19 protein-coding genes are annotated in these 19,238 nt (G+C 66.0%); 12 read left to right on the top strand and 7 right to left on the bottom strand.

The window, feature by feature from the left end; translation table 11 throughout:
* The first annotated feature begins 64 nt into the window (after positions 1–64).
* The gene (nhaA, locus tag ACSU1G_RS30805; RefSeq protein ID WP_439284842.1) at positions 65–1,381 is read left to right on the top strand and encodes a Na+/H+ antiporter NhaA; all 1,317 of its coding nucleotides are present in this window, start codon (positions 65–67) and stop codon (positions 1,379–1,381) included.
* A 3-nt stretch (positions 1,382–1,384) separates the two neighbouring features.
* Here the strand turns inward: nhaA and ACSU1G_RS30800 are convergent, their stop codons facing one another.
* Genes ACSU1G_RS30800 through ACSU1G_RS30790 form a run of 3 tightly spaced genes read right to left on the bottom strand, consistent with a single transcriptional unit; the run spans position 1,385 to position 3,464 of the window.
* Positions 1,385–2,152: an ABC transporter permease gene (locus ACSU1G_RS30800; RefSeq protein WP_439284840.1), complete on the bottom strand. Its 768-nt coding sequence runs from the start codon at positions 2,150–2,152 to the stop codon at positions 1,385–1,387.
* The gene (locus tag ACSU1G_RS30795) at positions 2,152–2,907 is read right to left on the bottom strand and encodes an ABC transporter ATP-binding protein (protein ID WP_439284838.1); all 756 of its coding nucleotides are present in this window, start codon (positions 2,905–2,907) and stop codon (positions 2,152–2,154) included. The genes ACSU1G_RS30800 and ACSU1G_RS30795 overlap by 1 nt, the downstream gene beginning before the upstream one ends.
* Positions 2,904–3,464, bottom strand: coding sequence for a TetR family transcriptional regulator (locus ACSU1G_RS30790; RefSeq protein ID WP_439284836.1), 561 nt, complete (start codon positions 3,462–3,464; stop codon positions 2,904–2,906). The genes ACSU1G_RS30795 and ACSU1G_RS30790 overlap by 4 nt, the downstream gene beginning before the upstream one ends.
* A 131-nt stretch (positions 3,465–3,595) precedes the next feature.
* On the opposite strand from ACSU1G_RS30790, the gene ACSU1G_RS30785 reads away from it, so the two are divergent.
* The gene (locus tag ACSU1G_RS30785) at positions 3,596–4,687 is read left to right on the top strand and encodes a glycosyltransferase (protein WP_439284834.1); all 1,092 of its coding nucleotides are present in this window, start codon (positions 3,596–3,598) and stop codon (positions 4,685–4,687) included.
* A 171-nt stretch (positions 4,688–4,858) separates the two neighbouring features.
* Here ACSU1G_RS30785 and ACSU1G_RS30780 read toward each other — a convergent pair whose 3' ends face one another.
* On the bottom strand, positions 4,859–6,325 hold the full coding sequence (locus tag ACSU1G_RS30780; protein ID WP_439284832.1) for an alanine/glycine:cation symporter family protein: 1,467 nt from the start codon (positions 6,323–6,325) through the stop codon (positions 4,859–4,861).
* Between the two features lie 104 nt (positions 6,326–6,429).
* Between ACSU1G_RS30780 and ACSU1G_RS30775 the strand changes: the two genes are divergently transcribed.
* The 3 genes from ACSU1G_RS30775 (at position 6,430) to ACSU1G_RS30765 (ending at position 9,387) form a co-directional block, all read left to right on the top strand.
* Positions 6,430–6,777, top strand: coding sequence for a PLD nuclease N-terminal domain-containing protein (locus ACSU1G_RS30775; RefSeq protein WP_439284830.1), 348 nt, complete (start codon positions 6,430–6,432; stop codon positions 6,775–6,777).
* Positions 6,774–8,441 (top strand): 2-succinyl-5-enolpyruvyl-6-hydroxy-3-cyclohexene-1-carboxylic-acid synthase, encoded by a 1,668-nt coding sequence (gene menD / locus ACSU1G_RS30770; RefSeq protein ID WP_439284828.1) that lies wholly within the window; start codon positions 6,774–6,776, stop codon positions 8,439–8,441. Before ACSU1G_RS30775 ends, menD begins: the two co-directional genes overlap by 4 nt.
* 91 nt (positions 8,442–8,532) lie before the next feature.
* On the top strand, positions 8,533–9,387 hold the full coding sequence (locus ACSU1G_RS30765; protein WP_439284826.1) for a PPK2 family polyphosphate kinase: 855 nt from the start codon (positions 8,533–8,535) through the stop codon (positions 9,385–9,387).
* 76 nt (positions 9,388–9,463) lie between these two features.
* Here the strand turns inward: ACSU1G_RS30765 and ACSU1G_RS30760 are convergent, their stop codons facing one another.
* Entirely contained in the window at positions 9,464–10,747 is a 1,284-nt protein-coding gene (locus tag ACSU1G_RS30760; protein WP_439285086.1) for an isochorismate synthase, read from the bottom strand.
* Positions 10,748–10,852: 105 nt separating this feature from the next.
* Here ACSU1G_RS30760 and ACSU1G_RS30755 point away from each other — a divergent pair, with 105 nt between their 5' ends.
* From ACSU1G_RS30755 to ACSU1G_RS30725, 7 genes are all read left to right on the top strand, one after another.
* A complete protein-coding gene (locus ACSU1G_RS30755) occupies positions 10,853–11,428 on the top strand; it encodes a hypothetical protein (protein WP_439284824.1) in 576 nt (191 codons plus the stop codon).
* 127 nt (positions 11,429–11,555) lie between these two features.
* Positions 11,556–12,467, top strand: coding sequence for a hypothetical protein (locus tag ACSU1G_RS30750; RefSeq protein ID WP_439284822.1), 912 nt, complete (start codon positions 11,556–11,558; stop codon positions 12,465–12,467).
* A 56-nt stretch (positions 12,468–12,523) separates the two neighbouring features.
* The gene (locus ACSU1G_RS30745; RefSeq protein WP_439284820.1) at positions 12,524–13,249 is read left to right on the top strand and encodes a class I SAM-dependent methyltransferase; all 726 of its coding nucleotides are present in this window, start codon (positions 12,524–12,526) and stop codon (positions 13,247–13,249) included.
* A 10-nt stretch (positions 13,250–13,259) separates the two neighbouring features.
* The gene (locus ACSU1G_RS30740) at positions 13,260–14,321 is read left to right on the top strand and encodes a polyprenyl synthetase family protein (RefSeq protein ID WP_439284819.1); all 1,062 of its coding nucleotides are present in this window, start codon (positions 13,260–13,262) and stop codon (positions 14,319–14,321) included.
* A gap of 37 nt (positions 14,322–14,358) precedes the next feature.
* Positions 14,359–15,732 carry an FAD-dependent oxidoreductase gene (locus tag ACSU1G_RS30735; RefSeq protein ID WP_439284817.1) on the top strand — a complete coding sequence of 458 codons (1,374 nt, stop codon included), beginning with the start codon at positions 14,359–14,361 and terminating at the stop codon, positions 15,730–15,732.
* 159 nt (positions 15,733–15,891) lie between these two features.
* On the top strand, positions 15,892–16,944 hold the full coding sequence (locus ACSU1G_RS30730) for a hypothetical protein (protein WP_439284815.1): 1,053 nt from the start codon (positions 15,892–15,894) through the stop codon (positions 16,942–16,944).
* Between the two features lie 27 nt (positions 16,945–16,971).
* A complete protein-coding gene (locus ACSU1G_RS30725; RefSeq protein WP_439284814.1) occupies positions 16,972–18,021 on the top strand; it encodes an alpha/beta hydrolase in 1,050 nt (349 codons plus the stop codon).
* Here ACSU1G_RS30725 and ACSU1G_RS30720 read toward each other — a convergent pair.
* Both ACSU1G_RS30720 and ACSU1G_RS30715 read right to left on the bottom strand, forming a co-directional pair.
* A complete protein-coding gene (locus tag ACSU1G_RS30720) occupies positions 18,006–18,641 on the bottom strand; it encodes a GntR family transcriptional regulator (RefSeq protein WP_439284812.1) in 636 nt (211 codons plus the stop codon). The genes ACSU1G_RS30725 and ACSU1G_RS30720 overlap by 16 nt on opposite strands.
* Before the next feature lie 367 nt (positions 18,642–19,008).
* Positions 19,009–19,143 (bottom strand): hypothetical protein, encoded by a 135-nt coding sequence (locus ACSU1G_RS30715; protein ID WP_439284810.1) that lies wholly within the window; start codon positions 19,141–19,143, stop codon positions 19,009–19,011.
* Between the last annotated feature and the right edge of the window lie 95 nt (positions 19,144–19,238).

Raw genomic sequence — 19,238 nt, 5'->3', positions numbered from 1 at the left:
ACGATGGATAGTGGAGTGTCGGGAAGCCTGGTCGACGTCACTATCGTCGACCCGAAAGGCGCTCATGTCGCCCAAACCCTCCCGCATCGCTCGTGTCCGTAGCCTTTTCCCCTCTTCTTCGAGTGCGGAATCGCTGCGCGTGGGCGAGATCCTCCGCAAGGAGACCGTCGGCGGCATCCTTCTCGTCGCGCTCGCCGCGATCGCGATCGTCTGGGCGAACTCGCCGTGGGCGGATTCGTATTTCGCACTGCGCGACTTCGAGATCGGCTACGAGCCGTGGCACCTCCGCTTGTCGCTCGGTGCGTGGGCTGCCGACGGACTGCTCGCCATCTTCTTCTTCCTCGTCGGGCTCGAACTCAAGAGGGAGTTCGTCGCGGGGGACCTGCGAAAGCCCAGCACGGCAATCGTGCCGATCGTCGCCGCCGTCGGGGGAGTCGTGGTGCCCGCGGTCATCTACTTCGCGATTGTGGCAGGGGCCGGTGGTGCGACCGAGGGATGGGCGATTCCGACCGCCACCGACATCGCGTTCGCCGTTGCGGTGCTCGCTATCATCGGCTCGCACCTGCCCAGCGCACTGCGGATCTTCCTGCTCACGCTGGCGGTGGTCGACGATCTGATCGCGATCGGCATCATCGCGATCTTCTACACCGAAACGATCAATCTCGTCCCGCTCGTGTTCTCGTTGGTGGCCATCGCCTTGTACGGTGTGATCGCCCAACTGGGCAGGGAGTTCTTCCACCTGCGTTCTGGAGCGGCGTGGCTCGTGCTGCTGCCGATCGGTGTCACCGCGTGGGCGCTGCTGCATGCATCCGGCATCCACGCGACCATCGCCGGTGTGCTCCTCGGATTCACCATCCCGGTCTTGCACAAGAAGGCTGCTCGTGACGCGGACGCGGATGCGGGGCCGGGCCTCGCGGAGGTCTTCGAACACCGATTCCGGCCGATCTCGGCGGGGGTGGCAGTACCGGTGTTCGCCTTCTTCTCCGCGGGGGTGGCGATCGGTGGCGTGGAGGGATTTGTCTCCGCTTTCAACGATCCGGTGGTGATCGGGATCATGCTCGGACTTATCGTCGGCAAGCCGATCGGGATCACTCTCGCGACGTGGCTCGTGACGCGAATACGACGGGTCAACCTCGACCCGTCACTGCGCTGGATCGACCTCGCGGGCGTGGGTCTGCTCGCCGGCATCGGATTCACCGTGTCGCTCCTGGTCGCCGAACTCAGCTTCGCCAGCGGTAGCGACCACCACGATCACGCGAAGGTGGCGATCCTCACTGCCTCCGTCGTCGCGGCGATCCTCGCATCGATCGTGCTCGGCATCCGCAATCGTCACTATCGGCAGTTGGCGCGCGCGAACGACGACGAGCGCGTCGAGCGCTGATCACTATTGCACGAACGCACGACGCCACCACAGCCAGGTTCCGAAGGCAGCGACCATTCCGATGGGCACAGCGAGCAGCAGCTGCGGGGCTTCCACTTCGGCAGAGAGCACCGCACCCCCGAGACCGGCCCATAGCCCGGTGGCGGCGTACGGAAACCACGCTCCTGCGCCCAGCGCGACTGTCACCTGAGTGATCACGACGATGGCGAGCAGCGCGGAGATCGCGGCCAGATAGCCGCGTGCTGCGCTTGCGACCACCGCTAGAGGTAGGCATAGTGCAGTGGTGAGGATGCCGACGACGATGATTCGTCCGACAGCGCCCCATGCGTGCGATTCCGGTGCGCCGAGGCCGATGATCAGACCGGCGAGAAGGGTCGCCAGAGCAGTGGCGACGGAAACCAGCGTGCCCCACGCCAGCAAGATCACCAGCTTGGCCGCCGCGATGCTCTCTCGGGGAACCGCCGTCGCGAACAGTGAACCGAACGCCTTCTCTGTGAACTCGCGTCCGAATACCCACGAGACCACCACCCCGATGGCAAGAAGGCCGCCGACCGAGAAGATCTGCGCCGAAAACCCCGTCAGGCCACCCCATCCGTCGTCTTGCAGGAGAGGTGCGATCTTGAGCGCGAGCGTGCCATTGCTGTCTGCACGGGCCAAGGCGAGAAAGGCCGCACTGAGGGCGGGCACCAGGATGACCATGACGACGGTTGCCGCCCGCACCGGCGTCGCGCGTAGGAACTTGAGGAACTCCAAGTGGAGAGCGGCGTTCATCAGGATGCACCGCCGTCGTCCTGGTCCGCGAGCAGGATCATGTCGAAGAACTGCCGCTCGATGTCAACCCCTTCAGGGGGAAGCGTGCCGACGATCCGTCCGCGATGCATCACGGTGATCTCGTCGGCGAGGCGGGCCATCTCGTCGAGGTGGTGACTGGAGAGGAGGATGGCCGCGCCGGATGCCGCGCTCGCGCGCAGGACATCCCGGATCAGACGAACACCGGCCGGATCGAGTCCGTTGGCCGGCTCGTCCAGAATCACGAGGCGTGGATCATGCACCAGTGCACTGGCCAGCCCCAGCCTCTGCAGATTGCCCATCGACAACTGGCGCGCACGTCGGTCGGCCCACTGACGCAGGGCGAGCCGATCGATCATCCGCTGCGCCGCGCTCCTCGCGCTCGCCGCAGACATGCCTCGCAAGCGTGCGGCGGCGACGATCGTCTCGGCCGCCGTCAGCTCCGGATATCCGAATGGCGAGTCGACCAGATATCCGACGTGGCGCCACGTCGACGCGGAGACGTGTTCGAGTGGGACCGCATCGACGCCCGTCCGAATCGACACTCGTCCGGCATCCGCCCGGATCATCCCCAGCATCGTGCGCATCAAGGTCGTCTTGCCTGCCCCGTTCAGCCCGACGAGCGCATGGATTCTCCCTGCGTACACCTGCAGGCTCACGCCGTCGAGCGCACGGTCATCACCGAACGACTTGCTCACGTCCTGCGCATCCAAGACGGCATCCGCTGTGGCATTCATTCGCTGACCGGCTGCCCGAGCATCACCAGAGCTGACTGGATCCGGTCGCTCAGCGGGGCGTCGTTCGGTGAACGTCCCCATTCCAGAAGCGCGGCCATAAGTGCGCCCAGGCACGCCCCGGCGGCGACGACAGCCTCCTCTCGGGAGGTGCCACCACGTGTCAAAGCGTCAACGATGACCTCTTCAGTGCGTTGCGTGTTCTGCCACGCTCTGGCTCGAAGGCCAGAATGCCCCGCCACGATCGCTATCCTCGTCCGGATATCAGTCGATGCCGCCTCCGGCACGGAGTCCCATGCTGTCATCACACCGCGCCGCGCTCTCTCCAGCGGCGGCAGCCTGACGTCCTGCGCGACTACTGCCGCGCCGATCGCGGGGTCATAAGGGTCATCCAGCAGCACCGCTTCTTTTGTACGGAAGTGTCGGAAGAACGTCATGTGCGACACTCCTGCGGCACGCGCGATCTCGTCGACCGTCACGTCATCGAAACCGCGCTGCGTGAAAAGCTGCAGGGCGCATTCCTGCAATCGTTCCGCGGTACGGGCAGATCTTCCTGACATGCACAAAATGTTAGTGACTAACACTTGGCTTGCACAAGTGGTCTTTCCTGATCACCCCGACGCGAGTAACGTGTCGCGAGGAGTGCCGGGAAGTCTGGTCGGCGACGTTCACGTCGACCCCGGAGGTTCTCATGCGAGTGCTCATTGCCACATTCGGCACGCGAGGCGATATCGACCCATACGCCGCTCTTGCCGAGCGGCTTCGGCGCGAAGGTCACGTCGCGGTTCTGTGTGCGCCGGAACCCTATCGGAAAGACGTCGAAGCGCTCGGGGTCGGATTCGAGCCAGCGGGAACCGAGATGCACGAGATTGTTCGCGCTGGCATGACCTCCGCGAGCGGACCCGGTGATGCCATCCGCATGGCTCGGCGCATGACGCAGGCGATGCGGGAGTCACTGCAGGAGCAGTGGCAGGCGGCGCAGCGCGTCGAGCCGACGCTCATCGTGTCGCACCCGAAGGCGTTGGCAGGCTTCCACATCGCGGAACGTCTGGGTATCCCGTTCGTCGCGTCGCTCCCGTTGCCGTTCCTGACACCCACCGGTGACTTCCCGATCCCGTTCATCGCTCGCAGCCTCCCTCGCTCCGCGAATCGGTTCAGCTATCAGTTCAACCGATTCACGGCCATCGCGTACGGCGGGATGATCAACCGATTCCGATCAGAGCACCTCGGCTTGCGTCGCGTCAGCCGAACCAGCGATTACCTGCACCGGAACGGGGAACGTGTCCCGGTGCTCTATCCGATCAGCCGCCATGTGGTTCCGCGCCCGACCGACTTCCCGGATTCCGCTCACATCACCGGGTACTGGTTTCGAGGAGTAGGTCACACCGATTGGGCGGCTCCTCCTGAGCTCGAGACCTTCCTCAGCGCGGACGGTCCGGTCGTCTATGTCGGGTTCGGGAGCATGGGATTCGGTGCCAAGGCGCAGGCGCGAGGACAGATCGTGCTGGATGCGATCCGCCAGGTTGGCGCGCGTGCGATCGTCGCGACCGGGTGGGGCGGGCTCCTCGCATCCTCAGCGGATGATGTACACGTGATCGACGATGCCCCGCACCAATGGCTCTTTCCTCGCGTGAGTGCCGTCGTCCACCACGGAGGATCCGGTACTACCGCGGCAGGGCTCAGGGCCGGCCGTCCCACGCTCATCTGTCCGATTCTCGGCGATCAGCCCTTCTGGGGCTCGCGCATCCACGAGCTCGGCGCCGGCCCCGCCCCCTCCCGCTGAAGAAGATCGGAGTCGACACGCTTGCGCAGCGCATCGACGACCTTCTCAACACTCCTGCGTATGCCGCGAAGGCGGCGATGCTGGCCGAGCAGATCGACGCCGAGGATGGCACGGCAACGGCCGTCCGCGCCCTCGAGCGTATCCACGGTGGCGGTTGACCGCCCGCTCCGCTCAGCGGCGGCGCTGTTTGGGGAGCTGGATCGGGCCGGTCACGGAGAGTTCGTCCTCCCACACTTCGATGCCGCGCACTCCGGGGAGCCTGGCCTGGGTGAACACCGGATCGAGTCCGGCGCGGCGCTGCTGCGTGTAGTCCTTGAGGAGCTTGAAGGCGACGCCGGAGAGCAAGGCGATCGCCACCAGGTTCACGATCGCCATGAACCCCATCGCCCCGTCGGCGAAGTTCCAGACGACATCCGCAGACACGAGGGCTCCAGCGAAGACGGCCGCGATCGCGAAGATGCGGTAACCGAGAAGGACGCCCGGCTTCGACGTGATGAATTCGATGTTGGACTGCCCGTAGTAATAGTTGCCCAGGATCGAGCTGAACGCGAGCAAGAAGATGATCACGATGAGCAGGATGTTCGACCAGCTGCCGAGCGCGCTGACGACAGCACCCTGTGTCAGGCCGATCCCTCGCTCTGCGTTCGCGAGATCGGGAACCGACACGAGAATGATGAACGCGGTGATCGAGCAGATGAGGAACGTGTCGAAGTAGACGCCCAGCGTCTGTACGAGTCCCTGCTTGACCGGATGCGTGACCGCGGCGCTCGCGCCCGCGTTCGGAGCGGAGCCGAGACCGGCCTCGTTCGAGAACATGCCGCGCTTGACGCCGGTGAGGATGATGTAGCCGAGGGTTGCGCCGACAACCTCGTTGGGACCGAACGCCTGGGTGAAGATCTGCGAGAAGACCTCGGGGAGACGCTCGATGTTCATGGCGACGATCACGAGCCCGAGGAGCAGGTAGAGCAGTGCCATCAGCGGAACGAGAGTCTGCGTAACCGACGCGATGCGACGGACACCTCCGAAGATGACGAGCGCCATGAGCACGGCAAGTGCGAGGCCGGTTACCAACGGGAGCCACCCCGCAGCCTCGTCGCCGAGGCTTCCGGAGATAGTGGCCTGGATGGTGTTCGCCTGCAACGAGCTGAACGCGATCGGGAAGCAGATGATGAGGATGATCGCGAAGAGGATGCCCATCCATCGCGCGCCGAGTCCGCGCTGCATGTAGTACGCCGGGCCTCCGCGGAATCCGTCCTTGTCGCGTGTCTTGTATAGCTGCGCGAGCGAGGACTCGATGAACGAGGCCGCACCGCCGATGAAGGCCATCAGCCACATCCAGAAGATCGCGCCCGGCCCGCCGATGGCGATCGCGGTGCCGACGCCCGCGATATTGCCGACGCCGACGCGGGATGCTGCGGAGATCGTGAACGCTTGAAACGCGGAGACCGACTGCGGCTCGCCGGTCTCAGTCCGTGGCGTGCTGTCTCGCAGCGTTCGGAACATCTCCGGAATCATCCGGAACTGCACGACGCCGGAGCGCACCGTGAAGTACAAGCCAAGGAGGACGACGATCGGCAGGACGATCCACGTCCACAGGTTGTCGCCCCAGGTCAGCAGCCACTCGTTCACAGCATCCATTGGCACAGTATGTCGAAGGGTGGCGTTTTCGCGCTACCCTTCGGAGCTTATGGCAGAGCTGGGGTGGGCGATCCACGTTCAGCTAACCCGCCTAGACTGGGGCTGTGGCGAGAGTACTGATCGTAGGCGGCTTCCTGGCCCTCCTCTTCTGGGTCTTCAGCATCGTTGACTGCGCAGTGCAGCCGGCGGCGCGGCACCGTGGTGTGCCCAAGGGGGCCTGGATCGCGATCGTTGTTCTCATGCCGGTGCTCGGCGGCATCCTCTGGTTCGCTCTCGGACGCAAGCGCCGCAGCGGCCAAGAGGGCATGCACCTGGTCGCACCCGACGATGATCCCGAGTTCCTGCGCACCCTCGGCAAGTCCGAGCAGGACGAGCGCATCGCCCGTCTCGAAGAAGAACTCGCACGCCTGGATGACGAGACGGACGGCCCCGCACCGGACGCACGTCCATGACGGCATCGCCGGCATCGGATGCTGCAACCACCCTCCTCGCGGAGCTCGTGGAGCACGGCATCCGAGACGTGGTGATCTCGCCGGGGTCGAGGTCACAGGCTCTGGCGCTCGCCGCCACGCATCTCGCCCGTGAAGGCGTACTGCACGTGCACGTGCGCATCGATGAGCGCGTCGCCGGATTCACCGCCCTCGGCCTCTCTCGCGAGACCCGTGTGCCGACTGCGGTGATCTGCACCTCGGGCACCGCCGCCGCGAATCTGCTGCCTGCGGCGATGGAGGCTTTCCACTCCGGTGTGCCGTTGTTGCTGCTCACCGCCGATCGGCCACCCGAGCTGCGCGGTATCGGCGCGAATCAGGCGACCGTGCAGCCCGGACTCTTTCACCCGTGGGTACGTTTCGCCGTGGATGCACCGGTGCCGGGCGATGGCTCATGGGAAGGGCTTGCTGAGCGGGCGGTCGCTGCGGCGATGGGGGCTGCTGCTGCTTCTGCGCTGGCCGGTATCGCCGGGCCCGTGCATGTGAATCTGCCATCGCGCGAGCCGTTGTCCGGCGCGCTGCCGGACGGATACACGGCCACGCCCGGAGCAGCGCCGACCCCGGATGCCGGTGAGCCGCTCGTGCTCGAACGTGGCCCGCGCACCGTTGTGATCGCCGGAGCGGATGCCGGGCCGGCGGCGGAGGAAGTCTCGCACGCAGGGACGTGGCCGCTCATCGCCGAGATCGTCAGCGGTGCCCGTTTCGGCCGTCACGTTGTGCACGGCTATCGCGCATTGTTGCGTGATGACTCGCTCGGCGGCCAGATCGAACGCGCCATCGTTCTCGGCCACCCGACCCTCAGCCGTGAGGTGACGGCGCTACTGAGGCGCGATGATGTCGAGGTCATCGCCGTGCGCGCGGGCGGAGAAGCACTGAACTTGAACGGGCGCACGATCGCTGCGGCATCCGTGGCTGTCGGCCGGGGCGACGCCGACCGTGCCTGGATGGGGGCGTGGATGCAGGCATCCGCAGCATCCGTCATCGATCTGAGTGAGGATGCGCCCGACCAGGACGGTCTGAACTCCACAGATTTCGCCATCAGGCGTGACGCCGTGCGGGCGGAACTCGAGGCCGTGCGCCGACCGATCGATCGTGAGATGCTCGCCGACGCCGTGTGGCGGGCGACGTGGCCGCACGATCGGCTCATGTTTGGCTCATCCCGCATCGTTCGCGTCGCCGACGCGGTGCTCAGCGGCAAGAAGGTGCCGGTGCATGCGAACCGCGGACTCGCCGGCATCGACGGCACGATCTCGACGGCGATGGGCATCGCACTCGCGAGCCAGGCTTCCGGTGCTGCGGGGGTGACGCGGGTGCTGCTCGGCGATCTCGCGCTTCTGCATGACGTCGGCGCGCTGCTGCTGCCGCCGGACGAGCAGGAGCCGCGCATCCAGGTCATCGTCGGAAATGACGGCGGCGGCACCATCTTCGACTCGCTCGAGGTGGCTTCGTCTGCGCCGAAAGAAGATCTCGATCGCGTCTTTTACACACCGCACACGACCCGTCTCGAGCATCTCGCGCTCGCCTACGGCTGGGAGTATCAGCGCATCACAACGCGCTCCGCACTAGACCAGGCGCTCACCACTCCGGCCTCCGGCCGCCAGCTTCTCGAGATCCCGCTCGCGCGCTGAGCTTCACCCCGCCCGCCCGCGAGACTTCAGCTGTGTCACGGTTTCGGGCGATTTTCGGGACATTGGTGAAGTCTCGCGGGAGGATGTACGCATGAGCACACGCGGCTGGACGAGCGAAGCATCTGAGATCCTGCGAGTCGGGGATGGGTTCCTGCTTTCCGACGTGGATCCTGACTCGCATCCGGGCTATCTGGGCGACAAGAAGTCCGGCGCCAAGGATCTCGCCGTCGGAATCGCGGCGCTCAGCGAGTTGCAGGAGCGCCTGTTCGCGGCCAGTCGCGCGGGAGTGGCGAAGGATTCCGTGCTGCTCGTGTTGCAGGCGATGGATTCTGCGGGCAAGGGCGGCATCGTCAGGCATGTGGTCGGCGGTGTGGATCCGCAGGGGGTCACGCTGGCGGCGTTCAAAGCGCCGACGGCCGAGGAACGCGAGCACGACTTCCTCTGGCGCATCGAGAAGCGGCTGCCAGAGCCCGGCTTCATCGGCGTCTTCGACCGCTCGCACTACGAGGACGTCCTGGTCGGAAAGGTGCGCGCGCTGGCATCGGACGAGGAGATCGAGCGGCGGTACGGCGCGATCAACGACTTCGAAGCTCAGGTCGCGGCATCCGGAGTTCGCATCATCAAGGTCATGCTGCACATCTCGCCGGAGGAGCAGAAGGCCCGGCTGATGGAGCGCCTGGAGCGTCCAGACAAGCATTGGAAGTACAACCCGGGCGATGTTGACGATCGGATGCTCTGGCCGAAGTACATGGATGCCTACCAGGCGGTCTTCGAACGGACCTCGACCGAGGTTGCGCCGTGGCACGTGGTGCCCGCAAACAGCAAGTGGTACGCGCGACTTGCCGTGCAGGAGTTGCTGCTTGCTGCGATGCAGGAGATCGATCCGCAGTGGCCGACCGCCGACTACGACGTCGAGGCAGAGAAGAAGCGGCTCGCGGCGAGCTGAGGCTCAGCGCTGCGGGTTCATCCGCTCGGCCTGCGCGCGGGAGGGGCCGCACTGCCAGGTCCGCCCGCGCACCAACTCACGCCAGCGCGTCGACCACCGGGCGGAACTTGACCCGGGTCTCGAGCAGCTCGGTCTCCGGGTCGCTCGCCGCGACGATGCCTGCGCCGGCGTAGGCGGTGACGGCGATCGTGTCGGAGTACTCGGCGGATCGACGCACCGGCTCGGTTTCGAACTGCGCGCAGCGCAGCGCGATCGCCCATTCTCCGTTGCCGTTGCCGTCGATCCAACCGACAGGTCCGGCGTAGCGCCCCCGGTCGAACGGCTCGAGCTCGCGGATCGCGGCGACCGCGATGTCCGTCGGCGTCCCCGCCACCGCAGCGGTGGGATGCAGCGCTCCCACCAGGTCCAGTGCTGACTCACCGTCGGACAACTCGCCCTCCACATCAGTGGCGAGGTGGAACAGGTTCGGCAGCTTGAGCAGGAACGGCTGCTCGCTCGACGCCATGGCACGCACATGCGGGCGCAGCGACGTCAACAGACTCTGCACGGCGTACTGGTGCTCGTCCAGATCCTTGGTGCTCGAGGCGAGATGCGCCGCGGCTTCCCCGTCCTCATCGGCATCGGCGCCACGGCCGATCGTGCCGGCCAGCACGCGAGCGGTGACGGTGCCGTTCTGCACGGTGACGAGGGTCTCCGGGCTCGCGCCGATCAGCCCGTCGACGGAGAACGCCCAGGTGTCGGGGTAGCCGGTCGACAGTGCGCGCACGAGTCGGCGCAGGTCGGAGCCGATCGGAATCGTGCCGGCAAGGTCACGCGCCAACACGACTTTGCTCATCTCGCCGGCACCGATGCGGTCGAGTGCGCGGCGTACTGACGCCTGATACCCCTCGGGAGTCTGCGCGCCGGGGCCGAGCGTGCCTGCCCAGTGCGGTCCGTACGCGCACGGCTCGATCGTGGCATCCGGTTGGTCCTGGGGAAGATCTTGACCGGCTGGCGCGATGCGGGTGATCCAGCCGCGACCCTGATGCTTGCCGAGGATGACGGACGGCACGATCAGCACGCTGTCGGCGGCCGAATCCTCGTCGAACGTCAGCGCTCCGAATCCGACGAGGCCCGTGCCGGGAAGATTTACGACGTCGTCGATCTCGGCGGCATCCGTCAGCTTTCGCCACGATTCTGCGATGAGCGTGCTGCGCATCGCACCTGTTCCTGCGGGGACGCGCAGGAACACGGGCATCCCGTCGCCGATTGCGACGATTCCGTCGCCGCGGCGCAGCCAGGCGAGGGGAACGCTGGGGTGCGCATATGCGAGAAGATCGTCGACCGGATCGATCTCACGGGTCTCTACGATCAGGCGCATGCTCACCCCTCCAGCCTATTCCACCCCTTGCGAGTGGCCATTTGTGGCTCGGTTTTTTCGAATTTCCGAGCCACGCGCGCCCACTCGCAATTTAGGGTGGGGGAAATGACGACGGATGCGCGACCTGCGAGCGGGACACCGATGATTTTCCAGTGGCGGAAATGGGACGGCACACCGCACTGGCGACACGAGTGCGTCTATCTCGGCGCGGATGAGTGGGGCGACTGGCTCGGACAGCCCGTCGGATGGCACAGCGAACGCCCCGGCGCTCAGTTCGACGCGGAAGCTCCGAACGTGACGCTGATCCCGGCATCCGGCGAGCACGCGCTCACCATCAACAGGCGGCATCCGTTCAACATGCGCATCTACATCGATCTCGGCTGGGACATCCACTGGTCAGATGATCCGCTCCTCGCCACCGGCATCGATATGGATCTCGACGTGATTCGCATCGAGGGCGAGCGCCCAGCCGCGGACGGGCCCTCCGGCACCTGGGTCGATGACCGCGACGAGTGGGCCGAGCACAGCATCCAGTTCGGCTACCCGGCCGACGTCATGACGCACCTCGAGGCGCTCACGCTCGATCTCGAGACCCGCGTGCGCGCTCAGGTCGCTCCCTTCGACGACGCGACCGCCGACGCCTGGCTCGATCGCCTAGAAGCCCTGAACCCGTCCCGCTAACCCCCGCATTTCACCCCTTGCGAGTGTTCAATTGTGGCTCGAAAAATCGCGAAAACAGCGCCACGAGCGCCCACTCGCAACCGAACGGTGGTCGGCTACCCTCGCCGGCCGCTGACAGGATTAGCGCATGCGTGTTCTCACCACTGCCCGAAGCATCCTTGCCGCTGCCGTCGTTCTGACCGCGGCCCTGACGCTGACGGCATGCGGCGAGGAGGAGCCTGCGGCCGACCCGACACCCACCGCGACCGCAGCACCCGCCATCGCGCTGGATACCCTGCTCACGATCGAGGTCCCTGCCCTCTGCGAGCACCCCGTCGGAACACTCGTCGACGGCATGCTGCCCGGCATTTCCGAGAACGACGGCCGGGTAATGCTCGGAGGATCGCTGGTCGAGGAAATGCAGTCCAGCGCGACGGAGAGCGCGTTCGCGCTGACCGGAACGGATGCTGAAGGCGAGCAGTTCCTGGCCGCATCCGTCTACTGCGATCGTGGCGGAGTCGCGTGGCCGAACCAGGTCGTGGTGTGGGATGCCGAGCTCGCACCGGTCGGAGTGTTCGAGCCGTTTGTCCTCACCGGCGGCGACCGCGAGGTGATCGTCGAGCTCGGATCCGCGGAGAACGGGTTCTTCGCCCGCTGGACCGCCCCGACCCTGTATGACCCCTCCTGCTGCTTCCAACTGTCGGCTGAAAGCACCGTGACGGTGGACGTCGCCGGAGCAGAGTTGACCCCCACTGCGCCGGCGCTTCAGCGTGGCGAGACTCAGGTGCGTGCGGTCTTTGAAGCGGCGATCGCAGGAACGACCGCACCGGACGTCACCGCCGCGGACGGCCTGTACGAAGGAATCACCCTCATTGCGGAGCGCGGCGGCGAGTACGATTTCGACGGCATCGCGTGCAACGACGTCGAAATGGGTGAGATCACGCTGGCCTGCGGCATCCCGGTGAAGATCAACGGTGAGGACCGCATGTTCGTCGTGTACCCGCAGATGAAGGGGTGGGGCGCATACGACATCCCGAAGTATTCACTGGAGCTCTGGTAAGTATCCGCAGCCGAGCAGGCAGTGCTCGCCGCGGCGACACGATCTAAACTAGACGGGTGACCCAGCCCAATCGCGCCGACCTCGGCAAGGACCCCCAGCGCGTCAGCGGCATGTTCGACCAGGTCGCGGCCGGCTACGACCGCACCAACACCGTCATGACGTTCGGCAACGACGCGCTCTGGCGCGCGGCCACGACCCGCGCTGTCGCACCGAAACGCGGAGAGCGCATCCTCGATCTCGCGGCAGGCACGGCCTCCTCCTCGGCATCCCTCGCCGCCAGCGGTGCCGACGTCGTCGCCGCCGATTTCTCACCGGGGATGCTGGCCGAAGGCAAACGCCGCCACGGACATCTGAGCAACCTCTCCTTCGCCCTGGCCGACGCGATGAATCTGCCGTTCGCTGACAACGAGTTCGACGCCGTCACGATGTCATACGGCCTGCGCAACGTGCAGCAGCCGAAGAAGGCGCTCGCCGAACTGTTCCGGGTCACCAAGCCCGGCGGCAGGCTCCTGGTCAACGAGTTCTCCACGCCTCCGGCCAAGGCATTCCGCGGGCTCTACCGCTTCTACAACGCCCAGGTTCTGCCTCGTGTCGCACGCGTCGCCGGCACGAACAGCGATGCCTACGACTACCTCAACGAATCGATCAAAGACTGGCCGGATCAGAAGGAACTCTCCAGCTGGATCCGCGAGGCGGGCTGGACCGATGTCGCCTTCCGCAACCTCTCGTTCGGCATCGTCGCACTGCATCGTGCGCAGAAGCCGAAGCCCGCGCCCAGGTAGGGTAGAAACCGTGACTTCGAGCCCTGCCGCCCCGGGTTCGCGACTCGCGAACCGGCTCGGCTTCAGCGACCGCGTTTTCATCGGCCGCGCCGCACGTCGCGTCGCCGATGAGATCGAAGCCGGCCTCGACCTTGTCGAGAGCGGGCTTGCCGTGGATCTGCGCGTCGCCGACTCCATTGCGGATGCCGCATCCCGCTACCTCTACGAGGCGGGAGGCAAGCGCATCCGCCCGGTGCTAACGCTGCTGACCGCCCAGCTCGGTGAGGGCAACATCCCCGCAGTGATCGACATCGCCAAAGCGCTGGAGATGACGCACCTCGGCTCGCTTTATCACGATGACGTCATGGATGGCGCTGACCGCCGCCGTGGGGTTCCCGCCGCGCACGCGGTGTGGGGCAACAACGTCGCGATCCTTACCGGCGACATCCTGTTCTCCCGTGCCAGCCAGCTCATGGCTCGCTACGGCGACCGCGCGATCAGACTGCAGGCCGACACCTTCGAGCGCCTCGTCATGGGGCAGCTGCACGAGACGGTCGGGCCGCAGCCCGGCGACGATCCGATCGAGTTTTACATCCAGGTGCTCGCCGACAAGACCGGATCGCTGATCGCCGCGGCGACGCAGGGCGGTGCGATCTTCTCTAACGCGCCCGCCGAGTACGTCGAGCCGCTGCGCGTGTACGGCGAAAAGGTCGGCGTCGCCTTCCAGCTGCTGGATGATGTGATCGACCTGTCCGCCAAGCCCGAGGAGACCGGAAAGGTCCCCGGTACTGATCTTCGCGCGGGCGTGCCGACAATGCCGTACCTGTTGTTGAAGGCAGAATCGGATGCTGCGGCCGCTGACCTCGCCGCCCGCATCGACGACGGCGTGGCACGTATCGCCGAAGGTGCGGATGCCGCGCTCCTCGACCAGCCGCTGGCTGAGCTGCGCGACCACGCGGTGACGCAGAAGACGCTCGAGCTCGCCCGCACCTGGACGCGCGACGCCATCGGCGTACTGGCGCCGCTGCCCAAGGGCGCGGTGCGCGAGGCTCTCACCCGCTTCGCAGAATCTCTTGCTGACCGCAGCAGCTGATCGAACCTCGATCGCTGCAGCATCCGAAAGGACACTCATGACCAAGCTCAGGCTGGCCATCGTCGGGGCAGGCCCCGCCGGAATCTACGCCGCTGACATTCTGCTCAAGACCGAGCGGTCCTTCGACGTCTCCATCGATCTGTTCGAGCAGCTGCCTGCGCCGTACGGCCTTGTTCGCTACGGTGTCGCGCCGGATCACCCGCGCATCAAGGGCGTCATCAACGCACTTCGTGACGTGCTCGACCGCGGCGACATCCGCATCTTCGGCAACGTGCGCTTCGGCGAGGACATTACCCTCGAAGACCTGAAGAAGCACTACAACGCGGTGATCTTCGCCACCGGAGCTATCCGCGACACGAAGCTCGACATCCCCGGAGTCGACGCCGACGGATCATTCGGTGCGGCGGACTTCGTCAGCTGGTTCGACGGACACCCCGATGTGCCGCGCGAGTGGCCGCTGGATGCCGAGTCGGTCGCCGTGCTCGGCAACGGCAACGTCGCACTCGACGTGGCGCGCATGTTGGCCAAGCACGCACAGGACCTGCTGTCGACCGAGATCCCGGACAACATTCATGCGGGGCTCGAGGCCTCGAACATCACCGATGTGCACGTGTTCGGCCGCCGCGGCCCCGCACAGGTGAAGTTCACCCCGCTTGAGCTGCGCGAGCTCGGCGATCTGCGCGATGTCGACGTGGTCGTCTACGACGAGGACTTCGACTACGACGAGGCATCCCTCGCCGCGGTCGCGAGCAACAAGCAGGTCAAGGTCATCGACCGCGTGCTGCAGTCATGGCGCCAGCTTCCTTCGGCGAACAACGCCGGAGGCGAGGCATCCCGTCGCCTGCATCTGCATTTCTGGGCGAAGCCGATTGAGATCAAGACGGATGCCGACGGCAAGGTCGCCGCGATCGTCTACGAACGCACGCGGCCAGACGGCTCTGGCGGGCTCGAAGGCACCGGCGAGCTGCGCGAGATCGCGATCGGACAGCTCTACCGCGCCGTGGGCTACTTCGGTTCGCCGCTGAAGGATGTGCCCTTCGACAAGCGCCACGGTGTGATCCCGAACCACGAGGGCCAGGTTGTCGCCAAGGACTCCAATGAGCGTGTTTCCGGTGTCTACGCCACGGGCTGGATCAAGCGCGGACCGGTGGGGCTCATCGGCCACACCAAGTCGGATGCAATGGAAACCGTGCAGCACCTGGTCAACGACCAGGGCTCGTGGTGGCATCCGGAAGACCCCTCCGAGGAGGCCATCCCGGCGTTGCTGGCGGAGCGCGGCGTGAAGTGGACCGACCTCGACGGCTGGCACCGCCTCGACCAGCACGAACTCGCCCTCGGCGAGCCGCACGAGCGTGTGCGCATCAAGGTCGTCCCGCGCGACGAGATGGTGCGGATCTCCCGCGGCGAGTGAGTGCCGCCTGGCGGCTCCGGCCGGCGAGCATCCGGTACACATGCAGTGCCATCGAACGGATGCACGGCGACACGCCGTAGTTTCGCCCTGCACCCGTGCTTTCGCCCTGCAGGTGTGCCGGGGAAACAGGGCGGCCCCCGTGCACCCTATGCTGATCGCATGAACAGGCCTGCGGCGATCATGACCACCGCTCTTCTCCTCGCGCTTCTCGCCGGATGCACCGGCCAGCCAACGCCGACGCCAGAGCCGACGGTCAGCACTGCCCCGTCGCCGAGTCCGAGTGCCACCGAGGACCCGCTACCGGGTTCTGCGCCGGTGAGCGCCTTCGACATCGACTGCGATCAGGTTGCTGCGGCGATGGACAAGTTCGTCGGATTCGGGGCTGATGGTGTGAAGGAGCGCATCGCGCTGGCATCCGCGCCCGATTGGTACGCGGGCCCTGCCGAGTTCATGACGCAACGTGCAGGCGGCGCCGTGTGTGCGTTCGACGCAGCGCCAAGCGCGGACGGTGCGCAAGACAGCTGGCACGTCATGATCGTCCCCGGCGCCCAGGCGATCGTTGACGCGCTGGTCGCTGCGGGATACGACGAGATGCCGTCGGAATGCTACGACGGCGCCTGCGTGCTGATGGCCCGCGAGGGTGATGCGCTGCTGGTCGGCGAAGTGTCCGCACCCGCGCTGACGCCGGACGACACCATGGGCGCGCGCGTCTTCGCCCAGTCCTGGGTCGACAAGGCGGCGGCGAGCCAGCAGGAGGAGGGCTACGAGGTGGCGCCCTCTGCGATCGCAGGGGCCGAGTGCGATCAACTGCTCTCTGCGGAGCAGTTGGGTGCACTCTGGGGCGTGCCGGCGCATCTCGGCGGCCGTTTCGGCGGCTGGGGTGTTCCGGCCGAGGTCTACCACGTGGTCAACGGAGGCGCCCTGTGCCTCTATACGGATGAGGGCGGATATGAAAGCGAGCAATATCTGCTGCTCACCGATCTTCCCGGTGGTGTGTGGGCCTTCGATATCCTCGAGGGGCGGACGGCGATTACCGTGGCGGGAGCCGACGCGGCGTACTCCGGCACCGACGAGGCGGCATCTCCGAGCCCCATCGTCGACATCCTCGTTGGTGACGACTGGATTCGACTGACCGGGGCTGTCGGAGGCTCAGCCGGTGATCTCACGGCCATCGCCGAGATCGTGGCGGCCAACGCCGCCGCACTTCAGTGATGCCTCACCCCCATTAGGGTGGTCAGCATGGCGCAGTGGGTTCCGGATGTCCTCGACGACGAGTTCGAACAGCGAACCCTCCCGCTGGGAAAAGACGACCAGGGTGAGGTCGTTGCGACGCTGGTGCGCGCGCTGCCTGAGCCGGTGCCGCCGCAGCCCGCTGGTTGGGAACGGTTCGTCCGCCGTCTTCGCGGTCTGCCACTGCAGGATGATCCGCCGCTGCTGGACGGCGTCGACGTGCTCTACGTGCACGGCTGGTCGGACTACTTCTTTCAGAAGCGCCTGGCCAGGTTCTGGTCGGCGCGCGGCGCGCGTTTCTTCGCGCTCGACCTGCGCAAGTACGGTCGCAGCCTTCGCGATGGCCAGACGCCCGGGTACATCACCGATCTCAAGACCTACGACGAGGATATCGCGGCCGCGCTCGAAGCCATCGCCGAGGATGCCGACACCTCGCGTGGTCCGCGACGCCTGGTGCTGATGGGGCACTCGATGGGTGGCCTGGTGCTGAGCCTGTGGGCATCCCGGCATCCGGATGCTGCGGCAGCTGTCATCCTGAACGCGCCGTGGCTGGAGTTTCAGCTCGCCCCGCTGCGCGCGGCGATCGCGCCGATGGTCGAATTGCAGGCGCGACTGCGTCCGCTGGATGTCACGCCGCAGATCGACCTCGGCTTCTACGCGCGTGCACAGGCCGAGGTCGCCGACGCGGATGATGCGATGACGACGAACTTGCAGTGGCGGCCGACGCCAGCAATGGCCGTGCATGCGGGGTGGTTGCATGCCATCCTGGACGGCCACCGCGCGGTAGGTGAGGGGCTGTCGATCCCGGTGCCGGTGTGCGTGCTGCTGTCGGCGCGTTCGGCGCTGCCGTCGCGCTGGTCGGAGGATCTCACCTCGGCCGACACTGTTCTGGTGGTCGATGACATCGCGCGCCGTGCGCTGAAGCTCGGAGCATCCGTCACGGTCGAACGCGTCGACGGCGCACTGCACGACGTGTTCCTGTCACGCAAGCAGGCGCGCGATGATGCCTACGCGCGGATGGAGCGCTGGGTGACCGGGTGGGTTCACACCAGCCCGTGAACGGCACGCGCGGCGCGCTCGGCAGCGGACGAATCACCCGCCAGGAGTGCTTTTCGCAGTGCGCCCCAGGCGGGAAGTGATGCTTCCCGATGTGCGGGATCCCGCACCAACCGCTGCAGGTTGCGCGTCAGAGCGAGGCTCGCTTCGTCGAGCAGGCTGTGCTGCAGGAAGTTGTCACTGTGCTTCGACAAGTACGTGAAGAGGTCCCGCCGTATGAGCGAACTCGTCGTTTGATCATCGGTCGCTGCGACGATCCGATCGATCATGCTCGCCGCCTCGGCGCGCTGCTCGTCGTCCATCCGCCCCGCTGCGAGGTGGGCGACGAACCCCGATTGGAATCCGGCGAACTCGCACGAGGCCTCGAATGTGGCATCCGTGACTTCACTCACCTCGGTGTATCGGCTGGGATACATGCGCACCAGACCGATGCGCTCGAGTCGCTGCAGGGCTTCTCGCACCGGCATCCGCGACACGTGCAATTCGCGCGCCAACTCGATATCTCTGATGCGCTCGTGCGGTTTGAGCTGACCGCTGAGGATTGCCTCTCCGACATGCCGGAAGACGTCCTCGGCCAACAATTGCTTCTTACCCCCGATGCGGAGTGAACCCGTGTTTAACATGGGATCCTCGCCCCCAAACCACTCATATCCCGGACGCCCCATTGTGCCGGGAGAGTAACTACATCATGAACTTGGGCAAGATGCCAACCCCGCGCGATCTTGCGCATCGAACCCCAAACGTGAGTGGCCAGCGGGCCGGAACCCGCTGACCACATCGACGTGACCACCGCGATCGAGAGTCTCGCCCGACTCCTGTGCTGAAGTCACGCGTCCTGAACCCCCAGACTCGGATGCGTGACGACCAGCTGTTCGATGCGGCACGGTTACGTCGGGGCCGCCTCCGGTTGCGGCCTCGTTTCAGTCTTGACGATCGCGACCCATATATCAGTATCCAACGACCCATATACCGGTATGCAATGTGGCCGCGTCAGCCTGCCGGAGGTGCAGCCGGGTTGCTGGACGGCACGGCATCCGCGCCGTAAAGGGTGGCGATGATGGTCTTGGCGACTACGACGGGCGACGGGCTCCGCGACGCCGCGACAAGCCGGACGATGACACGCATGGAAGATCCATGCTGGGTAGCGTATTCGCGCGTACGGAGCGGTCGTATAGACCTAGGTCGCCAGAATTGACGCGCGGCTGAGCAAGATCCGCGTC

This window comes from Microbacterium sp. A93 (assembly GCF_051842835.1).
The sequence above is the reverse complement of the archived record's forward strand: the minus strand, read 5'-3'. Positions and strand labels throughout refer to the sequence as shown.